Annotated in this window: 15 protein-coding genes; 8 read left to right on the forward strand and 7 right to left on the reverse strand. The window is 47.4% G+C overall.

Annotated features, from left to right (window positions below):
- The first annotated feature begins 249 nt into the window (after nt 1-249).
- The 3 genes from ACJJIC_RS07240 (at nt 250) to ACJJIC_RS07250 (ending at nt 5,351) form a co-directional block, all read left to right on the forward strand.
- Nucleotides 250-2,715, forward strand: a complete 2,466-nt coding sequence (locus ACJJIC_RS07240) for a hypothetical protein (RefSeq protein ID WP_444887068.1) — start codon at nt 250-252, stop codon at nt 2,713-2,715.
- A 1,335-nt stretch (nt 2,716-4,050) separates the two neighbouring features.
- The gene (locus tag ACJJIC_RS07245; protein ID WP_445356685.1) at nt 4,051-4,428 is read left to right on the forward strand and encodes a YybH family protein; all 378 of its coding nucleotides are present in this window, start codon (nt 4,051-4,053) and stop codon (nt 4,426-4,428) included.
- 11 nt (nt 4,429-4,439) lie between these two features.
- Nucleotides 4,440-5,351, forward strand: a complete 912-nt coding sequence (locus ACJJIC_RS07250) for an alpha/beta hydrolase (protein WP_445356686.1) — start codon at nt 4,440-4,442, stop codon at nt 5,349-5,351.
- Between the two features lie 404 nt (nt 5,352-5,755).
- Here ACJJIC_RS07250 and ACJJIC_RS07255 read toward each other — a convergent pair whose 3' ends face one another.
- Nucleotides 5,756-7,096, reverse strand: coding sequence for a hypothetical protein (locus ACJJIC_RS07255; RefSeq protein WP_445356687.1), 1,341 nt, complete (start codon nt 7,094-7,096; stop codon nt 5,756-5,758).
- Nucleotides 7,097-7,410: 314 nt separating this feature from the next.
- On the reverse strand, nt 7,411-8,883 hold the full coding sequence (gene pdxR / locus ACJJIC_RS07260; RefSeq protein WP_445356688.1) for a MocR-like pyridoxine biosynthesis transcription factor PdxR: 1,473 nt from the start codon (nt 8,881-8,883) through the stop codon (nt 7,411-7,413).
- Between the two features lie 103 nt (nt 8,884-8,986).
- On the opposite strand from pdxR, the gene ACJJIC_RS07265 reads away from it, so the two are divergent.
- Complete coding sequence (locus tag ACJJIC_RS07265; protein WP_445356689.1) at nt 8,987-9,586, forward strand: pyridoxamine 5'-phosphate oxidase family protein; 600 nt, start codon at nt 8,987-8,989, stop codon at nt 9,584-9,586.
- Here the strand turns inward: ACJJIC_RS07265 and ACJJIC_RS07270 are convergent.
- Genes ACJJIC_RS07270 through ACJJIC_RS07280 form a run of 3 tightly spaced genes read right to left on the reverse strand, consistent with a single transcriptional unit; the run spans nt 9,579 to nt 11,603 of the window.
- On the reverse strand, nt 9,579-10,049 hold the full coding sequence (locus tag ACJJIC_RS07270; protein ID WP_445356690.1) for a GNAT family N-acetyltransferase: 471 nt from the start codon (nt 10,047-10,049) through the stop codon (nt 9,579-9,581). The genes ACJJIC_RS07265 and ACJJIC_RS07270 overlap by 8 nt on opposite strands.
- Nucleotides 10,050-10,104: 55 nt before the next feature.
- A complete protein-coding gene (locus ACJJIC_RS07275) occupies nt 10,105-11,067 on the reverse strand; it encodes a S41 family peptidase (RefSeq protein ID WP_445356691.1) in 963 nt (320 codons plus the stop codon).
- Nucleotides 11,064-11,603, reverse strand: a complete 540-nt coding sequence (locus ACJJIC_RS07280; protein WP_445356692.1) for a MarR family winged helix-turn-helix transcriptional regulator — start codon at nt 11,601-11,603, stop codon at nt 11,064-11,066. The genes ACJJIC_RS07275 and ACJJIC_RS07280 overlap by 4 nt, the downstream gene beginning before the upstream one ends.
- A 195-nt stretch (nt 11,604-11,798) precedes the next feature.
- On the opposite strand from ACJJIC_RS07280, the gene ACJJIC_RS07285 reads away from it, so the two are divergent.
- The 3 genes from ACJJIC_RS07285 (at nt 11,799) to ACJJIC_RS07295 (ending at nt 15,686) form a co-directional block, all read left to right on the forward strand.
- Entirely contained in the window at nt 11,799-14,645 is a 2,847-nt protein-coding gene (locus tag ACJJIC_RS07285) for an ExeM/NucH family extracellular endonuclease (protein ID WP_445356693.1), read from the forward strand.
- Nucleotides 14,646-14,910: 265 nt separating this feature from the next.
- Nucleotides 14,911-15,285, forward strand: coding sequence for a hypothetical protein (locus ACJJIC_RS07290; RefSeq protein ID WP_444883934.1), 375 nt, complete (start codon nt 14,911-14,913; stop codon nt 15,283-15,285).
- A gap of 35 nt (nt 15,286-15,320) precedes the next feature.
- Entirely contained in the window at nt 15,321-15,686 is a 366-nt protein-coding gene (locus ACJJIC_RS07295; RefSeq protein WP_445356694.1) for a VOC family protein, read from the forward strand.
- A gap of 116 nt (nt 15,687-15,802) precedes the next feature.
- On the opposite strand, the gene ACJJIC_RS07300 is transcribed toward ACJJIC_RS07295, so the two are convergent.
- Both ACJJIC_RS07300 and ACJJIC_RS07305 read right to left on the reverse strand, forming a co-directional pair.
- Entirely contained in the window at nt 15,803-17,614 is a 1,812-nt protein-coding gene (locus ACJJIC_RS07300; protein ID WP_445356695.1) for a hypothetical protein, read from the reverse strand.
- A gap of 707 nt (nt 17,615-18,321) precedes the next feature.
- The gene (locus ACJJIC_RS07305) at nt 18,322-19,584 is read right to left on the reverse strand and encodes a 6-phosphofructokinase (RefSeq protein WP_445356696.1); all 1,263 of its coding nucleotides are present in this window, start codon (nt 19,582-19,584) and stop codon (nt 18,322-18,324) included.
- A 281-nt stretch (nt 19,585-19,865) separates the two neighbouring features.
- Here ACJJIC_RS07305 and mpl point away from each other — a divergent pair, with 281 nt between their 5' ends.
- A complete protein-coding gene (mpl, locus tag ACJJIC_RS07310; protein ID WP_445356697.1) occupies nt 19,866-21,254 on the forward strand; it encodes a UDP-N-acetylmuramate:L-alanyl-gamma-D-glutamyl-meso-diaminopimelate ligase in 1,389 nt (462 codons plus the stop codon).
- Nucleotides 21,255-21,279 lie beyond the last annotated feature (25 nt).

Here is a 21,279-nt window from a genome sequence, read left to right on the forward strand (position 1 = left end):
AGCAAAAAATTGATAGGTTTCACAATTTTAAACTGTGAAGTATCAATGCGACAATTGGTTTCATTTGAAACCATATTGTTGAGTTAATTTATTGCACTTCAAGGTTTACTTTCAAAATTAAAAATCCTTGTTTCTGGCACCATGATTTTTTCCAAACTGGACCTTACTTTTATTGAGTTTATTTGGCTAAATTTAAATGGGAATTTGCTCTAATTTAAATGTAAAAAATCTCTTAAGAGGCCTAAGTAAATGAAAATTATGAAAAGGGTGGGCTTATGTGCAGGTGTTGCCCTAGCTGTTGCTTACCAGTCTGCCAGCGCAGCGGAGCTAACAGGCGCTTGTTATGACTATGCTTCAAGAGAACCCACCTCAGCTGTGAGGCTTGATGGTCAAGCGATAGGAATGGTTGTTGCCCACAATGTAATAAACACAACGCTTGGCGCTTCTAACTTTCCAATATTAAAAAGCTTGTATCCAGTTGTTTATGGTTCAATAACTGGGGGGTTTGTCACAGAAACCACAGACGGGGCAGATCCAGAACTTGTTGGTTGCTTGCAGCAATTCAATAATAGGATCTCTGATCTGGAATCGGCCTTTGTTGAAGCTGATCTTAACGAGCTAAATCGAATTTTATCACGGGCAAAATCAGAAATTATTGACTTAGGTAACTTGTATTACCACGACGAGATTGCAGATGATTATCAAGAGCTGGCAGTAAAGCTGGGAACAACTATAAAAAATACTCTAAATGAAGTGAACGTAGAAAATCCAGTAATATCGAAAGCTAAGTACGACTCTTTGATTAACAATGTTGCGCCAGCTTTTGTTTCCATTATTCAAATGGAATTGTTGCACAGAAGAGAGTTTAATCGTTTCTGTTTTAGCCAGGAAGTTTATCCAACCTGGAATGGTATAGATAGCGATGAACTCGTTGATCTTGAATTATTAAAAACAATTAAGTATGACACTTCAGAATTTATTGATTCTTATTTAACTACCCCAGAGGGTTCCGTAGCGAACTGTAATGCAGACTTTAATACTTTTTTAACTTTTGATCGGGTAATCGGTGACGAGTTTGACTCATACAAAGCGGTACTGGAAATGCTTGGTATTTTCATTACTGAAAGTACAAAAATACCGGGTATGATTTCTGCAGCTGTAGATGTATATAGTTCAGAATTGGGCGCCTACAGAGAGCTAATGCTAACCGAGTGTGATAGTCGTTATAAATATTCAGATAATTATTATAGCCACTCTTATACAGCTCCAGGGTCAAGTTCCTGTGAGGCTGCCCGAACAAGCTATTTGGAAAAGGATATTACCCCGACGGGAGTATATTCTGAAGACTCTAAATATCCTGCTGAAGCAGAAAGAAACCATATTCTTCATAATTTGGCAGCGGTTGTAGACTCTTGGGACTGGTATAGTCACGCGAGTCCAGAGGCCGTGGCCCAGCTAGATGAAGACACCATGCGACATGGTAAACTTGTTGCAGTGCCAACCTATAGTGGTGTGAGACTGAAATACCGAGATACTGATTTATGTGTCGGTTCAGATAAAAAAGCACAGTATACTTGCGATGTCAGTAAAAATATTTTTATGTTCCGACCATTTGAAGATGGATTTAAAATAACTCGGATATCTGATAACAGGAATTTTAAAGACAAAGGCGAAGACTCTGATGGCTTTGTTATTCGGTCTGGTGAAGGGCTGGACTCTAAATGGATAGCCGAAAGAGTAGGCCCTTTTGGTTTAGATCCTTATCCTAATTTTGTTAATGCAAGCACAGGAAGATGTTTAGCTCTTGATGATAATGCCAGCCTCACTGCAGTTAATTGTGATGAAATAGATAATGATATCTGGGAAATTGATGGAGTCGATATCCCTGATACGCATTCCTTTGTCAGTATGCGACATACCGGAGAAGGAAAGTGTATTAGCAACACCGGTACACCGGTAAGCTGTGATATTGAATCTGTTTTCTTTTATATTCTTCCGCAAAATGGTGGTTATGCTGTGTATGGTAGTGGAGGGTATATGGCAGATACGGAAGATGCTGGAATAGCATTTATCCTTGCTACAGGAGATTCTGTTACTTGGAATTTTTCAGACTTTAATAGTGATGGTGTTTTTAGACTGCAAAATCGAGATACCAAACAGTGCCTTGACTACCAGAGTGGAAGCCTAGTTGCAGTTGAGTGCAGCCTTGATCCGGCGGTAAGTGAATTGTTTGCATTTGATATTGTAGATTTACCCAATTCCTCAAATGCCGAGAGAATCTATCTAAAGGATAATACATCGACTGTTGGTCGTTGTATGGGTAAAAGATATACCGCAAACACAGGCACGGGTCAGACTGCCTATTTCAATGGGTCGTGTGATCTGACAGACATGGCACTCGTAAAATATAATGGTGGTTACATGATCTATGATATCACTAATGACAAGTATATCGAAGACAGTAACGATACCGACATTCGTAAATATGAACAGTTAGTGCCAAGCAGTGTGCCGAGTGATTCTACGACCTGGGATTTTCTTGGACCATATAACTATTCAGGGGTTAACCATTTCAGTATTAAGAATAGAGCTACTGGTGAATGCCTGAAAACAGTAGAGCTGAGTACTCTTAAAGGTGTCGGCGCTCTTTCAAAAGGAGACTGTAGTGATACTACTGCGTCAAGAATTTGGAGCCTCCATGGTATTGGAGAGTAAGAACTAAAAAGCTCTATAAAAACGCCCGCTTTAGCGGGCGTTTTTATAGATGGAATTCCAGGCAATCCCATCTGGTCTTGGTTTCGAATAATAAGTGCAATTGGTAAGGGTGGGCCCAGTTGATAGAATCGTCACTTCTCCCAACCAAGAGATCGGCGCTGATGAGCTGCTATCAACTGAGTGAGAATCAGCGATACCAGGTTTACAGCCTAAGAAAAGCTGGACACTCCCAGAAAGTAATAGCAAAGCTCTTGATGAGGTCCCTCTGACGATCGGTTGAGAGCTATGAGGCAATACTGGATTGCGAGGATATCGCCTAGGGCAAGCACACAAGTTTGAGGAGCTAAGAAGCCTGCAAGCGTATAAGGCACGGAAAGTGATTGGTGTTGTGTGGCAACAAATAGACAGCCTAACTCGGAAAGAGTTAAATCTTCAGCAGACAGCCATCTATTTAAAGAGATATAGCGGTGTATCGTTACATCAGGAGAGGATCTACCAGTTGATTTATTTAGATCATAAAATGGTGGATACTTATAAAATATCTTAGGATTGCATTAAACTCCTGTCGCAAACGCTATAGCAAGTATGATCGGCGTGGAAAGATCAAAAACAGAGTGAGCATAGTTAATCAGCTAACGAGAGTTGTCCGAATGAATCGGATAGTTGATAAGGAAGGGGGATATTATTTGATCTGCTTGCAGCATAAATAAATTGCAGTTATTACTTGAAAGTAATGGCTTTTACGGAGTACACCTAGATCGTATACTTTGGTTGACTGCAAATCCAGGCTGACCAGGCGAATTGCAATATCTACCTGTAATTCAATCAGGTCGATAGGGGTATTGTTAGCGAGTAATCGAACACTAAGCTGTGTATGCTGCTCTGTGAGCTGGCTGGAACAATAACCGGCTCGAAAAGTGCGTGAGGCGCAGTAATTGTCAGTGTCCCGAGAGTTTTTCACTGGTGCTTTTTAAGTCTGCCAGGGCAGTGCTATAAATATCTCTGATTTTATGGCAAGGAATGTAGAACTGCGTGCCTGCTTACGTTAACGAGAGCGCTCGGGTACTTCGGTATAGTAGCCTCATTCCCAGACCTCTTTCCAGTTGGGTTACCGTCTGGCTTTGCCGGTTTAGTACGTGCCAGGCTATTAGCCGCTGCTGTAAAACTGCACACTTTAACAACAGCTAGAAATACTCGTATACCTTCTAGATAGGGTTTCATTGTTTAATTCTTCTAAACACTAATTTAACTTTATGGCTGTTTATCAAAAGGCGGTGTCTGGGGCACTATGCTTGCAGAAAGTTAATACTTAATTATCGTGAAGAGGAATCTGGTTTGAATAAGGCATTAATTGAAAAAACTGTAATAGCCAGCGAGCGTTGGAAGTCATTTTTCAACCAAGGAAATGCAGAAGGCTGCGCTTCTATGTACGAAAAGGATGCGCAAATGATGGCCAAGCCATTTGGGCTATTCCAGGGGCGGGAGCAGATACAGGCTTTCTGGGAAAATCTTGTGGCTCAGGGGTTCTCAGATGTGACTTACCTGGATACAAAAATCGAGGCAATAGATGACTCTTCAACCGTACTTTCCAGCAACTGGAGAATGAATAACGCGCAAGGAGTAATTACACGAGAGCTCTGGGTTCTCCAGGAGGACGGCACAATGCGCCTGCGTGAGGACCATTTTGAAGCCTTGGACAAAAATGCGAAGTGAAAGGATATAACATGAACGAATATTGGAATAGTTTTACTCGGGAAAAAACTGACGAACAGTACAATCCGACTCTGTGGAATCATCGTTTGCCGCCAGAAAAATTGTTACCAGCTCATGTAGAATTCACAGAGAGTCACAGCTCCAATTACCGACAGGCGATCAAAGGTGGACTGCAAACAGTTAGTTTTGGGGAAGAGGAATTATCAGGCTCAATGGATATTTTTAGGCCTGAGAATGTTGCTGAAGATGCACCCATAGTCATTTATATCCATGGAGGTTGGTGGCAATGGTTCTCAAAAGAGCAGTTTTCTTTCCTGGCTGAGCCTTTTAATAGAAAAGGGATTGCTGTTTATATGCCTGGTTATCGTATGGCCCAGGATTGGAATAATGGCGTGCCTATGGAGTCCATAGTAAAACAGACACAGTATGCAATGGCTAAGGTACTTAAGGAGGCAGAGCAAAGAGGTACGCCTGCAGTTTACCTGATGGGGCACTCGGCAGGTGGTCAGTTAGTAGGGATGTTACATCAGACAGATTGGAGCCAGTTTGATATTTCAAAATCTACGCAGGATAAGTTCAAAGGCGCATTTTCTCTGGCTGGGCTTTTCGATATCCGTCCACTGGTGAATAGCTTTGTCAATGACACGATTAATATGTCAATGGAGTCGGCGGAGAAGGTAAGCCCACAGTTAATGCCGCTAAGAGAAGGTAGAAAGCTCTGTCCACTACATTTGATAGTACCTGAATTTGATACCCCTGAGTTTTTTCGTCAGACAAAGGAGTATCAAGAAAAGCTATTAAAGTCCGGAAATCCCTGTCATTTTATCATTGCAAATAATCGTGATCATCTTGATTTGCTTGAAAGATTAGTTGTCGAAGATGATGAGGTGCTAAGTTATCTCTTGAATCATATTTTGGTTTAGTTTTAAAGTTAGGGCATGGCAAGTTATGTCCATGTCTTCCTTTCTAAACTGTATTTAAAGTTTTGAAATAAATTGTAGAGAAATCCTAGGTGAGGTGTCTTTTAAATAAATAGCTTAATTTTTCTAACTTGGTTTCAAGTAATAAAGATAAGCCTCTATTGACAACCAAGTTGTATGGCTCAGAGTTTGTCTGTTTTTTTAATATAGAAATGCTGTGCTCAGCTTTAACAAGCTTTTAATTCTTTAGTAACCTGTTTTTGATGTTGGATTTTTATCCAAACCTTTGGTTTAGGTTTTTCTGATTCCTGTGCTAAATTTTTGTGTGAATAAATTATGTGGATAAAAGAGTAGAGAGCCGCGAATAGACGCTTATCATTTTAGCCAAGATTAAGTCTGATTGATGATTAGTGTTTTGTGTTGTCTTTTCTATAAATATCTACAAGTATCAATATATAAAATAAAGGAATCAGTGCAAGTGCTGCCAAGTGCAATGCTAATATATCATTTTCTTTACTGATAGGGCTCACTGAAAATACAATTATCTCCAGGATGAAAAACAAGATAAACAATAGATGTTTATCCAGCTTAGATATGGAATCAAACACCTTGGAACCAAGCAGACAGTAACGCCAGGATTTGTATTTTAAAGCATCGAAAAGATAATAAAGGCCACAGGTTAAGCTCACTAAAGTTGTGAGTAGTAGCTCAAACACCCAGGCCGGGGGCTTGCCAGGGGCTGGGGGCCAAACATTGGTTACTCCGAATTCGGTAAAGGAGAGAATGGCAAATAGTCCGGTAGTAAATAGAACAATAGGGAACCGAAAAACTAATATGACCATACAGATTGCTGCAGATACTTCGAAAACCCTTTGAATGGGCATAAAAATATTGGCATGCTCTGCAACCCAGGCTAATGCGTTGCGAAACCATAGCGGGGTGTTTCCGTATTCTACATAGGAGTTCACCAGCCCTCTATAGCCCTCTACGGTAAACCAGTTCAGTAAGCTGTCTTCATAAACCTGGAAAATCAACATAACACCTATGGTGATGGTGAACAGGTTAATCCAACGCCCTACCAGCAGATTGGATTGTTCTGTCTGTAAGACTATGCGATATCGGTCTAAAAATTTTGAAAGTATTGCTAGGGCGGCAATGGTGATACTGGATAAAAGGCTGGCTAGAAGTATGTGATTGCCGCCGTTGCGCGACATCAAAAATATCGCAAACAACACGCTAGATGCCACAATCACCCAGAGGCACCAGGACAAAAAGCTTATATCGGGTGCCAGAATACTGCCCAATAGACGCTGGTGATAGGGCGTTGGATGAGATGAGGCTTGATCGGATGGTTTCTGAATGTTTGAGGTGAAGCTACAGCTGCTTACCGCCAAGACTAATGCATATAAAGCTGGTGATAAAAACTCAAAGAACCAGCTATTTTCGCCCATATAAGTAAAGCCCCATAATACTATGAAGCTCACAAACATGAGTAGGGCGCCTAGGGTCATTAATACCCGCAATATTAAGAGTACCCCGGCAAGTAGAATGACAAAATGCAGTGAGTAAGTCAGGCTGGTGATGTGCGGGGTGAAAAATATGGCTAAAGATTGAATAGCTGCGGGGACTTCTTCCGTTCGAATAAGCTGCTCTAATACGGCTGCAAAGGCCTGCGGAGCCATCTCGCCATTCAGGTAGCGCATAATGACTAGTTGGATACAAGCGGCGCCTAAAAAAAGGCTTATCATAACTAGCCATGCAGTTGGCGTGGTTGCCGCTTTTGTTTGGCTAGTATCTAAAGTTTGGCTGGAATTGTGCATAAACCCAGCCTAGTTGAATTCGACCCCCATAGATCAATCCTTGTGCCAAAAAAAGTTCGCTATTTTAGCGTGTATCCATCCAAGTTGTTGTCTTTATCGGCAATAGGAAAGTGTGGATAACTTCAGGCTAGGGCTGGCCAGGCATATGCAGGGTGAGTGTATATAAGAAATACACTAACAATATTTTCTACTGACCATGGCATAGAAATGCTGTTGCCAATAATAATGATATTGAAAGTTTGCTAGCTGAATGAGTGTGTTAAAAAACTCTGCAGAAGATCTATACAGTCCTCTCTCTGCTGTTTACTGGTATTGGCAAACCCTAATACCAGGCCATGGTTCAATGATTTGTCGGGATAGAAAAAAGAAAGTGGCGTGCTACCGAAGCGGTGCTGGGCTAATTGCTTTGATAGTTCTAGGTCATTCCTGCCGGGCGTGGCGAGTACCAAGTGCATTCCGGCACTACTTGCGATGAGTTGCGCCTGGGGCTCCAGTTTATCTCGTGCCAAGTCGCAAAAATGCAGCCATTTTTCCCGATAGTTGATGCGCATTTTGCGCAGGTGTCGTACGAAGTGTCCCTCGTCAATAAAGTCGGCAACAACCGCCTGGGCAAGTAGGGGGGAGTGGCCGGAGAGTATTTCCTTTGCCCGAGCAAATGCCTGTACAAAGGGTTTGGGAACGATCATGTAACCTAAACGAAGGCCGGGCTGCAGGCTTTTACTGAAGCTGCCCATATAGATAACCGGGGTATGCTCTGCCATTCCCTGGAGAGCGGCGACAGGTTTGTGCTTAAAGGAAAATTCACTGTCGTAGTCATCCTCTAAAATCCAGCATTGCGTCTTGCTGGCCCAGTCCAACAGCTTTAGCCGTTCACTGGCAGGCATGACTCCGCCCATGGGGTACTGATGGGTTGGCGTGGTGTAGAGGACTTTGCCGTGCAGTTGGCTTTTGATCAGTGCATCCACGTCTAAATAGCCGCTTTGCAATTCGGCCAATGCCAACTTGGCGCCGCAGGCTTGAAACACCCAGCGGGCGCGGCGGTAGCCAGGGTTTTCCATGATGGCGGTATCTCCGGGGCCAAGTAGCACTTGTGCGCACAGGCTCAAGGCTTCCTGGGCGCCATTGGTTATGATGATCTGGCTTTCATCACAGAGCACTCCGCGGCAGCTGCGCAGGTATTCTGCCAGTGCCTGGCGTAAGGGTGGATGGCCCTGGCTGTGCCCATAGCCGAGCAGTGGAAACCTATCTTTGTGGCGCCTGTAGAGTCTGGACCAAATAGCTAAAGGAAAGGCATTGAGATCCGGTATACCCGGTGAAAAAGGTAGAGATACACCGCTGTCGGTTTTAAATGCCGTGGCAGTCTGCAGCTTTTGACCAAGGGCTGAGAGCCCTGGTAAGGGAGCTGTGCCATCGGAGTCTTGGGAATACCATGCCTGGTGCCGTGGTTTCTGTACGTAAGCGGGCAGGGCGTTAGATACAAAAACGCCCTGTCCGACACGGCTGGTAACAAAGCCCTCTGCTTTGAGCTGCTCTAACACCAGTGTGACCGTATTGCGGCTGATATTCAGGGTGGAGGATAGTCTACGAGAGGAGGGGAGCTTGCTCCCTGCTGCGAGACGGCCGCTGCAAATCCATTCCACCAGGCTGCGGTATAGCTGGCTTTGTAACGGTTGCCTGGGGTCCAGGGTTAAGTCGGCAAAATCGGGGCTGCTCAAACTGGCACCATTAACTGATTAAAACTGGATCTAATCAGAGTACCAGCAACTCCCTATATTGGCGATATCTGTTGTTGATAAATCGTTGTGGGAGTTTTTAAGAATGGTAGTTTTAGATTCCGCAAAGAGTGAACTGCCGGTAACTGCGAAAAGCCGGGTGCGCCGTGCTGCCAAGAGGGCCAGCTATCGCCGCGAGGATATTTATCGTTTGGTCGATGAGCTGAAGCTGGGGCATATTGGTTTTACCCAGGATGGTGAAGTGATTGTTATTCCCATGACGGTATGGCGCCATGGGGAATTTTTGTATTTTCATGTGCTCAATAAAAGCCGCCTGCAGAAGTTACTGGATTCGGGGCAGCAGGTGTGTATTTCCTTTGCCCACTATGACGAATGGGTCCTGGCTAAATCCGCCTTTCATCACAGTGCCAACTATCGCTCGGCAGTTTTGTTTTGCCGCGGTGCGCGGGTGCAGGACCCAAAGGAGTTTGATGCGGTTTTCAAATCTATTATCGAAGATATCGAGCCCTGCCGCTGGAGCCAGGTGCGCGCTCCAAACCCTCAGGAGCGCAAGGGTACGGCCCTGATGCGCCTGACCATAGAGGAAGGTTCTTTTAAGAGTCGCACAGGGGCGCCATCAGACAATAAAGAAGATCTCGATTTACCGGTCTGGAGTGGCACTAAGCCCGCCTGCCCGTTTAGATAGCATCAGCCTCTTCAGGAGTTTTGTTGGTGAGGTTGATAATGGCAAGCATATCTTCGTTGTCCTTATCCATACCCACTTCAGTAAAACCAAAACTGGAATAAAAGTCTTTAGCCACTGGGTTTTTGGGGTTGTAGCAGATTTCTATTTGCTCGATATTGGGTGTTTGCCGGATTTCTTGTAGGGCTAGCTGAAGCGCTGCCCTACCTATCCCCCTCCCCTGCTGCTTCTGGTCAACCATAAATCTCCAAATGGAAATTTTTTCACGGCTCTCTTTCACCCACATAAGAAAACCAACGGGCTTTTCTTCCGTATAAATCGCACGGGTTTCATATCCAGAATTGAACTGTGCCTCCACTAGTGACCACATATTACAGGCGACGTATTCTTGCTGCGCTTCGGCGACATCCAGATCGCAGATCGCCTCATAGTTATTCTGGGTTATAGGTTGTAAAGAGGTACGCATTGTTGAGTTCTACAATTCCATTGCTTTAAAGTTTGGGTGTGCTTTAAAACGCAGTTTATTTTTTAAGAACTTCTAACGCCACCTGTAAAATTTCTTGCTCGCTGCTTTCAATATTCGGCCTCACCCCCTGACCCTCCCAGTTAACCAGCTCCTTAGATAAAGTCGAAACCGGGCGACTAGAGGGAATTCCAATTTCAAAGCTAAATGGCAGGGTCTGAGGCGCATCCATCATATGGGCTCCGCCGGCGCTGGCACTACCGATAATAGTGGCTCTACCCAGTTGTTGCAGCGAGAAGGCGATGCTTTCTGATGCGGAGAAGGAGCGCCCATTGATCAGTACTACCATGGGTCTCTGGGTGCCATAGGCTGGCCAAGGAAGTTCTTTGATGCGTTCAGGGGAAAGTTGCTTCTCTCTGGTTTCAATGACATATGGCAGGGGGTTAGTGGGGTCCACAAAGGATTCGAGGATGGCAGTGGCTGTATCACTATCACCTCCGCCATTATTGCGCAGGTCCAATATCAGACCGTCACTGTGTTGCAACAGGGTAAATGCCGCGGCCAGGCTTTGCCGGGCATTTTCAAAAGTGTGGAATGAAGAGAGTTTGAAGTAGGCAATATTACCGGGCAATAACTCTAGTTTCTTTACACCATAGTTGTTCTTGGGCGCCTCGGCCCGCCACTGTGCTATCCAGTTGTTGGAATCTTCATTAGGGCTTACCGGCTCCAAATAGAAGTGCTTGTCTCCGGACAGTGTTCGGATTTTCTCGGTAATTAGCTTGGCAAAACTTTCGGAATCCCGACAAAGGCGCAAAGCTTCAGGGCTACTGGCCATCTCAGACAACGCCAAGGAAACGCTCTGGGCTTTGTCTGCGAGTACATAAGTTTCTGCAATAGCGCTGGCAGCGGATTGGATAACTACGGTGGGATTAAACTGGCAATCCTTATCGGTGGCGCTTGCCTGAGTCGCTGAAGAGATGGTGTGGCATAGGGCCAGGCTGAAGGCGGCAATCAGTTTCATGGTTTTTTATTCTCCTTGGCAATGCACTGCTGAATGCGATCAAGATAGGGGTGTTCCTGCAGAGCGGTAATCGCCTCTTCGACGAGTGCTGTTAGAGGTGTAGACAGTTGCCGATTTAATGAACGCTCCGCTTCAACGGTGGCTTGCCAGTGGACTTCAAGCTTTGGTAGTAAGCGCTGGCCTTTACGGCTGAGGCGGACCTTGCGCTGGCGTGCATCCTCCCCGGTGAGGATTTCTAACAATCCCTGCTGGACCATATCTCTGATCGTCTGGCTGACCGCCGGCTGGGTGATTGCGGCACTGGCCGCGATTTCATTGATGGTGACCGGGCTCTTGTGGATAAGGGCTCGCATCACCGGTGTATAACGCGGCTTGTAGTTTTTAATACCGCAGGTACGGTAACTATCTGCGACATCGCCATCCAGTAATTCGATTAAATGCCTGAGGCGAGTACCCAGCTGGCTGTATTTCATAGTGTTGAATTTATATAAGTGCTTATATAAATGATTGTAGAGTATCTCCCTACGCTGTGGCATTTCCTCAACCTCCTGTGAACCCGTTAACCCTTCGCTTGATCGCGGATACACGGTTTTAGGTTGCCCGCTAATGCCAAGCCTTTCCAATCAGCACACATTGAAACCGAAATTTAACATTTGTTTCATCGAAATTTAGGAATTCCCCGCCACTCTTTGCGCCGCTTAATCCGTATCAGGCAACTGGGAATAACGACGATGAAACAATTTGGCTTGGCTGCTCTGGCAGCCCTGGGTCTTCCACTGATGGCTGCAGAGGTCCAAGCCAGCGACCTCATTATCTCGGAGTACATTGAGGGCAGTGGTAACAATAAGGCGCTAGAAATTTTTAACGGCAGCGAAACTGCGATTGATTTGAGTAATTACTCAATCCAGCTCTTTTTCAACGGCTCCGATAGCGCCTCAGCGAATATCGCCTTGAGTGGCACCTTGCAGAGCGGTGCGGTATTTGTTCTGGCCCATGGCAGTGCCGATACGGTGTTGCTGGATCAGGCCGACCAGATTTACACCAGTGGCCTGTTTAATGGTGACGATGTAGTAGCACTTGTAGGTCCCAATGGTTTTGTTGATGTGATCGGCCAAATTGGTACTGACCCCGGTAGCCAGTGGGGCAATAGCAGCCTCGGCACACAAAACCAAACACTGGTACGCAATCTGGATGTGCAGACAGGCCGCACCGATGGCAACAGCACCTTCGATCCCGCTCTGGAGTGGGCCAGTGAGGGGTTGAATAATTTTGATCACCTGGGCTGGCACGGCGCCGATGGTGGCAATGGAGATGGTGACGGTAATGGCGGTAACGAGCTGGGGGCCTGTGGCGATGCGGCAACCTTAATCAGCCAGATACAGGGCAGCGGCACCGCGAGTGCACTTGAAGGCGAACGCCACGAAATTGAGGCGGTGGTCGTCGGCAATTTCCAAGATCCCAATACCGGCCTGGCCGGTTTCTTCCTGCAGGAAGAGGACAGCGATCAGGATGGCGTGGATGCGACTTCAGAAGGACTGTTTGTACACGACAATGCCTTCGGTGTGAGTGTGCAAGTTGGCGACCTGGTGCGCGTAGGGGGTATCGTCGATGAGTTTTTTGATTTCACTGAGTTGAATCAGATTGATGGTGTTAGCGTTTGCGGAAGCGGTTATCAGGTAACGGCGGCTAATGTACAGATGCCGTTTGGCTCAGTAGAAGAGCAGGAGCAGCTCGAAGGGATGTTGGTTGAATTCCCACAGAGCCTCACCGTTAACGGTCATTACAACCTGGGCCGCTATGGCGAAGTGATCCTGTCCAACGGCCGCCTGTATATCCCCACCCACAATAATATGCCGGGCGCCGCAGCGGCGGCTCAAGTGGAAGCCAACGCACTCAACCAGATTATTCTGGACGATGGTTCCACAGTGCAAAATCCCGAGACAATGCCTTATCCGGCCTCGGGTCTCAGCGCTTCTAACACCTTGCGCAGTGGCGATACTCTGGAGGGGCTTACCGGAGTGATGGGGTACGGCTTTGGTGCCTATCGTGTTCACCCTGTGGAAGTCCCCCAATTTACCCCGGTCAATCTACGCGATGAAGCGCCCATCTTACCGGGTGATGGCAGTCTGCGCGTTGCCAGCTTTAACGTGCTGAATTACTTCAATGGTGACGGCAACGGAGGTGGCTTTCCCACTTCGCGCGGTGCCGATACTTTGGAAGAATTTGAGCGCCAAAGAGAGAAAATTATTTCTGCAATCCTGCGTATGGAAGCCGATATTGTCGGTTTGATGGAACTGGAAAACGACGGCTACGGTGTCGATAGTGCCATCCAGGATCTGGTCAATGGGCTCAACGCAGCAGCATCAGGACATAGCTACCAGTTTGTGCAGCCGGACCTCACGCAGCTGGGCAGTGATGAAATCGCCGTGGGCATGATTTACCGCAGCGACCGCGTTATGCCGATTGGCAGCGCCGTTACTCTGCAGGATTATCCTTTTGATGACGGTAACCGCCAGCCGCTGTTGCAGGCATTTGCCGAACTCTCCTCTGGTGAGCGTCTCGCCGTGGTGGTGAACCACTTTAAATCCAAGGGAAGTTGTCCAAATGATGGCAGCCTGAACAGTGATCAGGGGGATGGTCAGGGCTGCTGGAATGCTCTGCGTACTCAGGCTGCCGATGCCCTGGTGAGTTGGGTTGAGAATGACCCCACCGGAACTGGAATTGACCGTGTTTTAGTGCTGGGCGACCTCAACAGCTACGCCATGGAAAATCCAATTACGGCTCTTGAAGGGGCGGGGTATACCGACCTGCTGGAATGGTACGGAGCGGGACAGGCTTATTCCTATGTCTATGACGGCCAGTCTGGCTACCTGGATCATGCGCTGGCCAGCCCTTCACTGGCTCCGTTGGTTACTGCCGCCGTGGACTGGCATATTAATGCCGATGAACCGCGAGTGTTGGATTACAACCTTGAACACAAGAGCCTAGAGCAGCAGGAAAACCTCTATTCTACAGGCCCCTTCCGTGCATCCGATCACGATCCCTTAATTGTTGAGCTGGATCTGAGTGCAGATAACCTAGCGCCCACGGCAGAATTCAGCTGGGAGTCTGAAGGGTTGTTGATTAATTTTATCGATAACAGCAGTGATGCAGATGGTGAGCTGTTGAGCTGGTCCTGGGATTTTGGCGACGGTGTAACCAGTAGCGAGCAAAATCCCAGCCACACTTTCGATGTGCCGGGTAATTACTTGGTACGTTTGCAGGTAAAAGACGATCGCGGTGCGGTATCCACACAAGAACAGATTATTGAAGTGATGGATGATGCGATTTCATTGCAGGCTAACTTTAAACTACATCGCTTTTTCCGTTGGGTATGGGTAGAAGATCGCAGCCAATACAGTGGTGATAATAAACTGCAATACCACTGGGATTTTGGGGATGGAGTGCAGCGCAACGGTCGTTGGGCGTTACATCGCTACGCACAAACGGGTAATTACGAAATTACCCTCACAGTGACTGATGGTGAGGACGCTGAAGATAGCGCCTCCCAAGTAGTAAAAATTTCCTGGCCACGATGATATATGTCAATTTTTGATTAATAATAAATATTCTGGTTGCCCTGGCGCCGGGGTTTTGAATTCCCTGTCGTCGCTTCACCAGGATTCTTTGAGTTGATAGCTTTTCCCTAGAAGCGAATGGCCGCACCCTGGTGGTGCGGTCTTTTTTATTTCGCTCTCCTTAAAAAATTAATTGCCCCCATTTGTTTTTAAGCTGATGACCCCCTTTGGGAGAAAGAAGGACCATACTAGGTTCTGTCTTGTTGGGTTACAGGGGCGCCGCTTTATGTCGTGTGCATTCAAAAATCTCGTAGGTTTAAGCCTGGAGTGGACTGGCACCCATTATTCCGAGGTGGGAGATTTCCCTGATCTCTCCACCTATGTTGTCAGTTATGAGTCAGAATCCAACTGCTATATCACTGCCGGTGGCAAGCTGGTATGTGAAGCCAGTTACTCGTATGCGCCTATGGGAGTACGTATGGCAGCACTGGTTTATCGGCCGAATATCTACCAGGGGCGGCGTGGAGTTGTTCTTTACGCCATGTTGGATTTTGACCTGATGATGGATCGCGCCGTTATTATGCATAACGATCAACCCCTCGCGCTGGCCAATGGCAGTTTTCGGGTGGTTGATACACCGGAAAAACCCGTCGTTGGTTAGGGGAGAATTAAATTAAAATATCGGGAGAGTTTGGTATGGATAATCATGAAAAAATTAATTATGTAGAGTTCCCATCTAAGAGTCTGGCAAAGACCAAGGCTTTTTTCACTGAGGCCTTTGGCTGGGAATTTACAGATTATGGCCCCGAGTACTCCGCTTTCTCCGGCGCAGGCTTGGACGGTGGCTTTTTTCAGGCGGATATGCACAGCTCAGCAGTGAATGGTGCCGCGTTGGTAGTGCTTTATAGTTCTGACCTGGAAGATACGTTACAAAAAGTCGAGCGGTGCGGTGCTAAGGTGGTCAAACCTATTTTTTCTTTCCCCGGAGGAAGGCGCTTTCATTTTGCCGAGCCCAGCGGCAATGAATTTGCGGTTTGGTCAGATATCGGAGAGAAACAGTAATTTTAAGTTGTACCAATAAAAAAGCCCCCGTGGGGGCTTATTGATTTTGTGCTAAGAAATTTTCGCTGAGCCCTCAAGCTGATAATTCAGTTTGTTTCTCATCGGCTAATTAAGCGCTAATAGATATATACTGCTCCGCTAGAGTATGCTGAATTATCTTGCTGATTTCCGCCGATGCCCGTGGCGCCACTATCTTCTTGAAAGGCCCCTACCGCTAAGGTCTGGCCATCTGCGCTGAGGCTGATATTACCAAAACCAAAATAGTCTCCCTTTTCGGTATTACTGGCTTTTAGGTAGGCCTTCTGTTGCCAGTTGTCCTCACTTCGGGCGAAGATATACACGGCACCAGACCAATCTGCACTATTATCGCCTTCATCGCCATTAATGCCAATGGCACTGCTACCCTCCCGAATGGCTCCTACCGCTAGGGACTGGCCATCGGCGCTAAGACTGAGAGATCCACCAAATCGGTCATAAGAATTTGTATTACTTGCCTTAATATAAGCTTGTTGCTGCCAAGTATCGTTGTTGCGAATAAAAATATAAGCTGCGCCAGCACCCGTTGCCTGGTTGTTATTTGCATCGCCATTAATACCGGAAGCATTGCTACTCTCAGCTGTAGCTCCTATGGCCAGGACCTTGCCGTCTGCGCTTAAACTGAGTGAAGAACCAAAATAATCACCTTCATCAGTGTTACTAGCTTTTATGTAAGCCTGTTGTTGCCAGTCGGTGTCACTGCGGGCAAAGATATACACCGCACCAGAATTATATGTACGATTGCTACTTTGATCGTTGTTAATACCGGTAGCACTGCTATTTTCATTTGGTGCGCCCACTCCGAGTATCTGGCCATCGGCACTGAGGCCGACAGTATAACCAAAAAGGTCATTTTCATCGCTATTGCTAGCCTTTATGTAGGCCTGCTGTTGCCAGGTGCCTTTATCTCGGGTGAAGATATAGACTGCTCCGCTATCCTCTCTTGAAGCCCCAACAGCTAAAGTTTGGCCATCGCTACTAAAGCTGAGTGAATCACCGAAGTTTTCAGAGGCATCTGTATCACTGGCCGTAAGGTAGGCTTGTTGCTGCCAGTCATCTTCATTGCGGGTGAAGATATAAACACCACTATCAGTACCTACTGCAAGAGTCTGGCCATCGGCATTCAGACTGAGTTCTGAACCAAAATACTCCCACTTTCTATTGTTGTTGGCTTTAAGGTAGGCCTGCTGTTGCCAGCCGCTTTCACTGAGAGTAAATATATACACCGCACCGGATTCATCTGCATCATTATTGCTTCCATCTCCATTAACACCTGTGGTGTTGCTATCCTCTCGAGGTGCCCCTATTGCTAGGGTCTGGCCATCAGCACTAAGGCTGATTGCTTTGCCGAAATCATCGTGGGCATCTGTATTACTCGCTTTGAAATAGCCAATGCTTCCTGTCAGTAAAAAATCGTCAACAGAAAGTATCGTTGAATCACTACATCTTTCTTGAGATCCCTCACCGTTGCAGGCCTGTAGAATATATTGCGCATTAGTTCGGGAATAGAGTGCTGTTTCTAGCTTGAGTGTTAGGGATTCATTACCTTGGGGAATATATTCAGCAACCCGTCTAAAACCGGAGACCCCATCGGGGTTTTCCAGTAAATGATAGTGGCTGGCATTTTCAGCATCAATCCACGCGAAGCGGAACTTCTTTATTGCCTCAAAACTTAAAGCAATTAGCTTTACTTGCTCTGGTGCAATAGAGGAGTCACCTCCATTTGAGGGATCTTCTGTTGCCGGTGGAGTACCGTTTCCTGTTGAAGGGGTACTTGCTACAGGTGAATTTTTTTCAGCAGTATCGCCGGTGCTACTGCTACCAGATCCGCCACCGCTACAACCGGATAGGAGTAAGGCAATTAGGGAGATCTTTATAATTTTTCTCTTCATAACTTTTAACCGGTTATCTTTGGCGCCTGATTATGCAGTTTGAATCTATAGGAATTCAAATATTACTTTCTATAATTTTTATATTTTCACAAAAAATTTTTTAATTGGCGGGCTTCTATAGATTATGTTTTCGAGAATTGAAAATTTTGTACTTTTGTGCCACTTGCTATTTGGATGTTTCTTTAAGAATTCTGTACCAAAAGGAAGGGTGTATTTTTGCAATTTTCAGGATTTTTGATTTTATTTTTGTTTGGTGGGTGAGCTGGAGCGGCGATTTCTGCGGTTGTGGCTGATTTTTTTGAGTGGGTTGTGTCTACATGCTAGGGGTTGGTTGAGATGTGAGAAAATATAAAGTTACCACAAAGAAAAGAGTATCTTGTTAGATATTTTTAGCGGTAATTTTAGGGGGTTTAGGGTGATGGTTTTTTCTGGCTTTAGTGGCAAGTTGGTGGTGTCAATAAGATATTTGAGATTTTAAAATGAGAATAAAGGGGGATCTGGTGGCATTTCAGCTCCAGGCAGTCAGAGTTGAAGATAGTAAGAGCTAAATCAGGAACAGACGTTTCATTTAGCTAAATTGTATAGTAATAATTTTTTATTTTGATTGGATGTAGAGTAGCAATAACAAGCGCTTAAACAATATTCAATAAAAAAGCCCCCGGTTTTATTCGGGGGCTTTTTAAAATCTGGATGAAAGAGTTTTAAGATTACACCTTAAACTCAGTATCCAGCTTCTTTTCCACCAGCTGCTTTTTTAATTTCGCATACTGGGGTACGCCGTTTTTGTAGGGTGGGTAGTCCTCGCCCTGAATTAACGGTAACAGGTACTCGCGTCCCGCATCGGTAATGCCGAAGCCGTCCTCGCTAATATATTCTTTCGGCATAAATTTTTCGACGTTGGCCACTTCAGACAATGGCGCTTCCGCGATAGACCAGCTGTACTCTTCACCTTCTGCACGAATAATTGCCGGCATAATGGCGTTTTTGCCGGCTGTCGCCATTTCCACGGCGGCGCGACCGACGGCGTAGGCCTGCTCCACATCGGTGGCGGAGGCGATATGGCGGGCGGCGCGTTGCAGGTAGTCGGCCAGTGCCCAGTGGTATTTCAGGCCCAGCTCGCTTTTGATCATATTGGCGAGGGTTGGTGCCACACCGCCCAGCTGCTTGTGACCGAAGGCATCGGTAGTGCCGGCATCGGCGAGAAAGGTGCCATCTTCGTACTGGGCGCCCTCGGAGGCGACGATTACGCAGTAGCCTTTCTCGTCCACGGTCTTTTGCACCTTGGCCAAGAACTTCTCTTTATCGAAGGCCACTTCCGGGAACAGGATAATATGTGGTGCATCGCCTTCCTCTTCCTGGGCCAGGGCGCCGGCAGCGGCAATCCAACCCGCGTGACGACCCATCACTTCGAGGATAAAGACCTTGGTGGAGGTGGCGCACATGGAGGCTACGTCCATGGCCGCTTCCTTGGTTGAGACTGCAACGTATTTTGCTACGGAGCCGAAGCCGGGGCAGTTGTCGGTTAGCGGCAGATCGTTGTCGACCGTTTTGGGAATATGGATGGCCTGAATTGGGTAACCCATGGTCTCAGACAGCTGCGAGACTTTCAGGCAGGTGTCAGCGGAGTCGCCGCCGCCGTTATAGAAGAAGTAGCCGATGTCGTGGGCCTTGAATACTTCGATCAGGCGCTCGTACTCTGCGCGATTCTCTTCCAGGCTCTTCAGCTTGTAGCGGCAGGAGCCAAAGGCGCCGGAGGGAGTGTGACGCAGTGCGGCGATGTCTTCCACACTTTCCTGGCTCACGTCGATCAGTTCCTCACGCAGTGCGCCGAGGATGCCGTTCAGCCCCGCATAGACTTTACCAATTTTGTCCTGGTTTTCACGGGCAGCTTCTATTACGCCGCAGGCGGAGGCATTGATTACGGCAGTCACACCACCGGACTGCGCGTAAAAGGCGTTCTTCTTCGACATGGTTATCCTGTTTTCATAGAGATCTTGGGAAGTGACCCGATCCGGTTGTCCGCCGGACGCTCTTCGGCGGCGCCAGTGGGGGAACTCCGGGAGCTCGTATCGGGTGTCGGCCGTAGCTGGAAAATTCCTACCACCCTACCGGGGGTGAGGCCGATCTGTGCGGGGGCGGAGTCTAATGGAATAGCGAGTAAATTGCATGGCAAACGGGGCATTTGGCAATTACTGGCCTGTTTTGCCGTGGTAAGCTTGCGCCGCAACCCCCAGGAGTACAGATTTTCGCCATGCATATCCATATTCTCGGTATTTGCGGCACCTTTATGGGCAGCCTAGCCCAATTAGCGGTGGCCGAAGGACACCGGGTCACCGGTAGCGATGCCAATGTTTACCCCCCCATGAGCACTCAACTACAGCAGGCGGGTATTCAGATCACCGAGGGCTATGACCCGGCTCAGTTGGAGCCGGCCCCAGACCTGGTCATTATCGGCAATGCCATGTCCCGCGGTAATCCCGCCGTGGAAGCGGTACTTGAACAGGGGCTGGCCTATACCTCCGGTGCCCAGTGGCTCTGTGACCATTTCCTCGGTGGGCGCTGGGTACTGGCAGTAGCGGGCACTCACGGCAAGACCACAACTGCCAGCATGTTGGCCTGGATTCTGGAAGCGGCGGATATGCAGCCAGGCTTCCTGATCGGCGGTGTGCCAGGCAACTTTGGAGTGTCGGCGCGTTTAGGGGAGTCCCCTTTCTTTGTGGTGGAGGCAGATGAATACGATACCGCCTTCTTCGATAAGCGCTCTAAGTTTGTGCATTACCGCCCTCGCACAGTGATTATCAACAACCTGGAGTTCGATCACGCCGATATCTTCGACGATTTGGCGGCGATCCAGCGGCAGTTTCATCATCTAGTTCGCACGGTGCCCGGCAACGGCCTGATTGTCAGCGCCGCAGAAGATAATGTGGAGCAGGTATTGCAGCAGGGTTGCTGGAGTGAAGTTCAGCGCTTTGCCAGTGAGGATCAGCCGGGGATCAGTGCCGGCGACTGGCGAGCGGTGGATATCGCCGCGGATGGCAGCAGTTTTACCGTGCTGTTCGAGAGTGCCGAAGTGGCGCGTGTGGAGTGGGATCTCACCGGTATGCACAATGTGCGCAACGGTCTTGCAGCCATGGCTGCAGCCCGTCATGTGGGTGTGGTACCTGAGCTAAGCGCCTCTGCCCTTGGGCGTTTTCAAGGCGTAAAGCGCCGTATGGAATGCCTGGGCGAAGTGGCTGGTATCCGCGTTTACGATGATTTTGCCCACCACCCGACTGCGATTGAATCCACACTCAGTGGCCTCAGGGCCAAGGTGGGTAAGGACAAGATCATCGCCTTGATTGAACCCCGTTCCAACACCATGCGTATGGGCGTGCATCAGGGCCAGTTAGCCAGTGCCTGTAGCGGTGCGGATATGGTGTTGTGGTATCAGCCCCAAGGGATGAATTGGTCTCTGAATGAAGTTACTCACCACTCTCCGGTGCCGGCCAAGATTTTTGACACTATCGAGAATGGTGTGGAATCGGCACTGCAGCTCGCCGGCGAGGGCAGTCATATCGTGGTGATGAGTAACGGCGGCTTCGGTGGTATCCATCAGCGTTTGATTGGAGCCCTGGAGCAAAAATATAACTATTCGACCTGAAAAGAGTCAGCACTTTAGTGATCGG

It is taken from the genome of Microbulbifer mixtoriginis (SeqCode) (assembly GCF_052468275.1).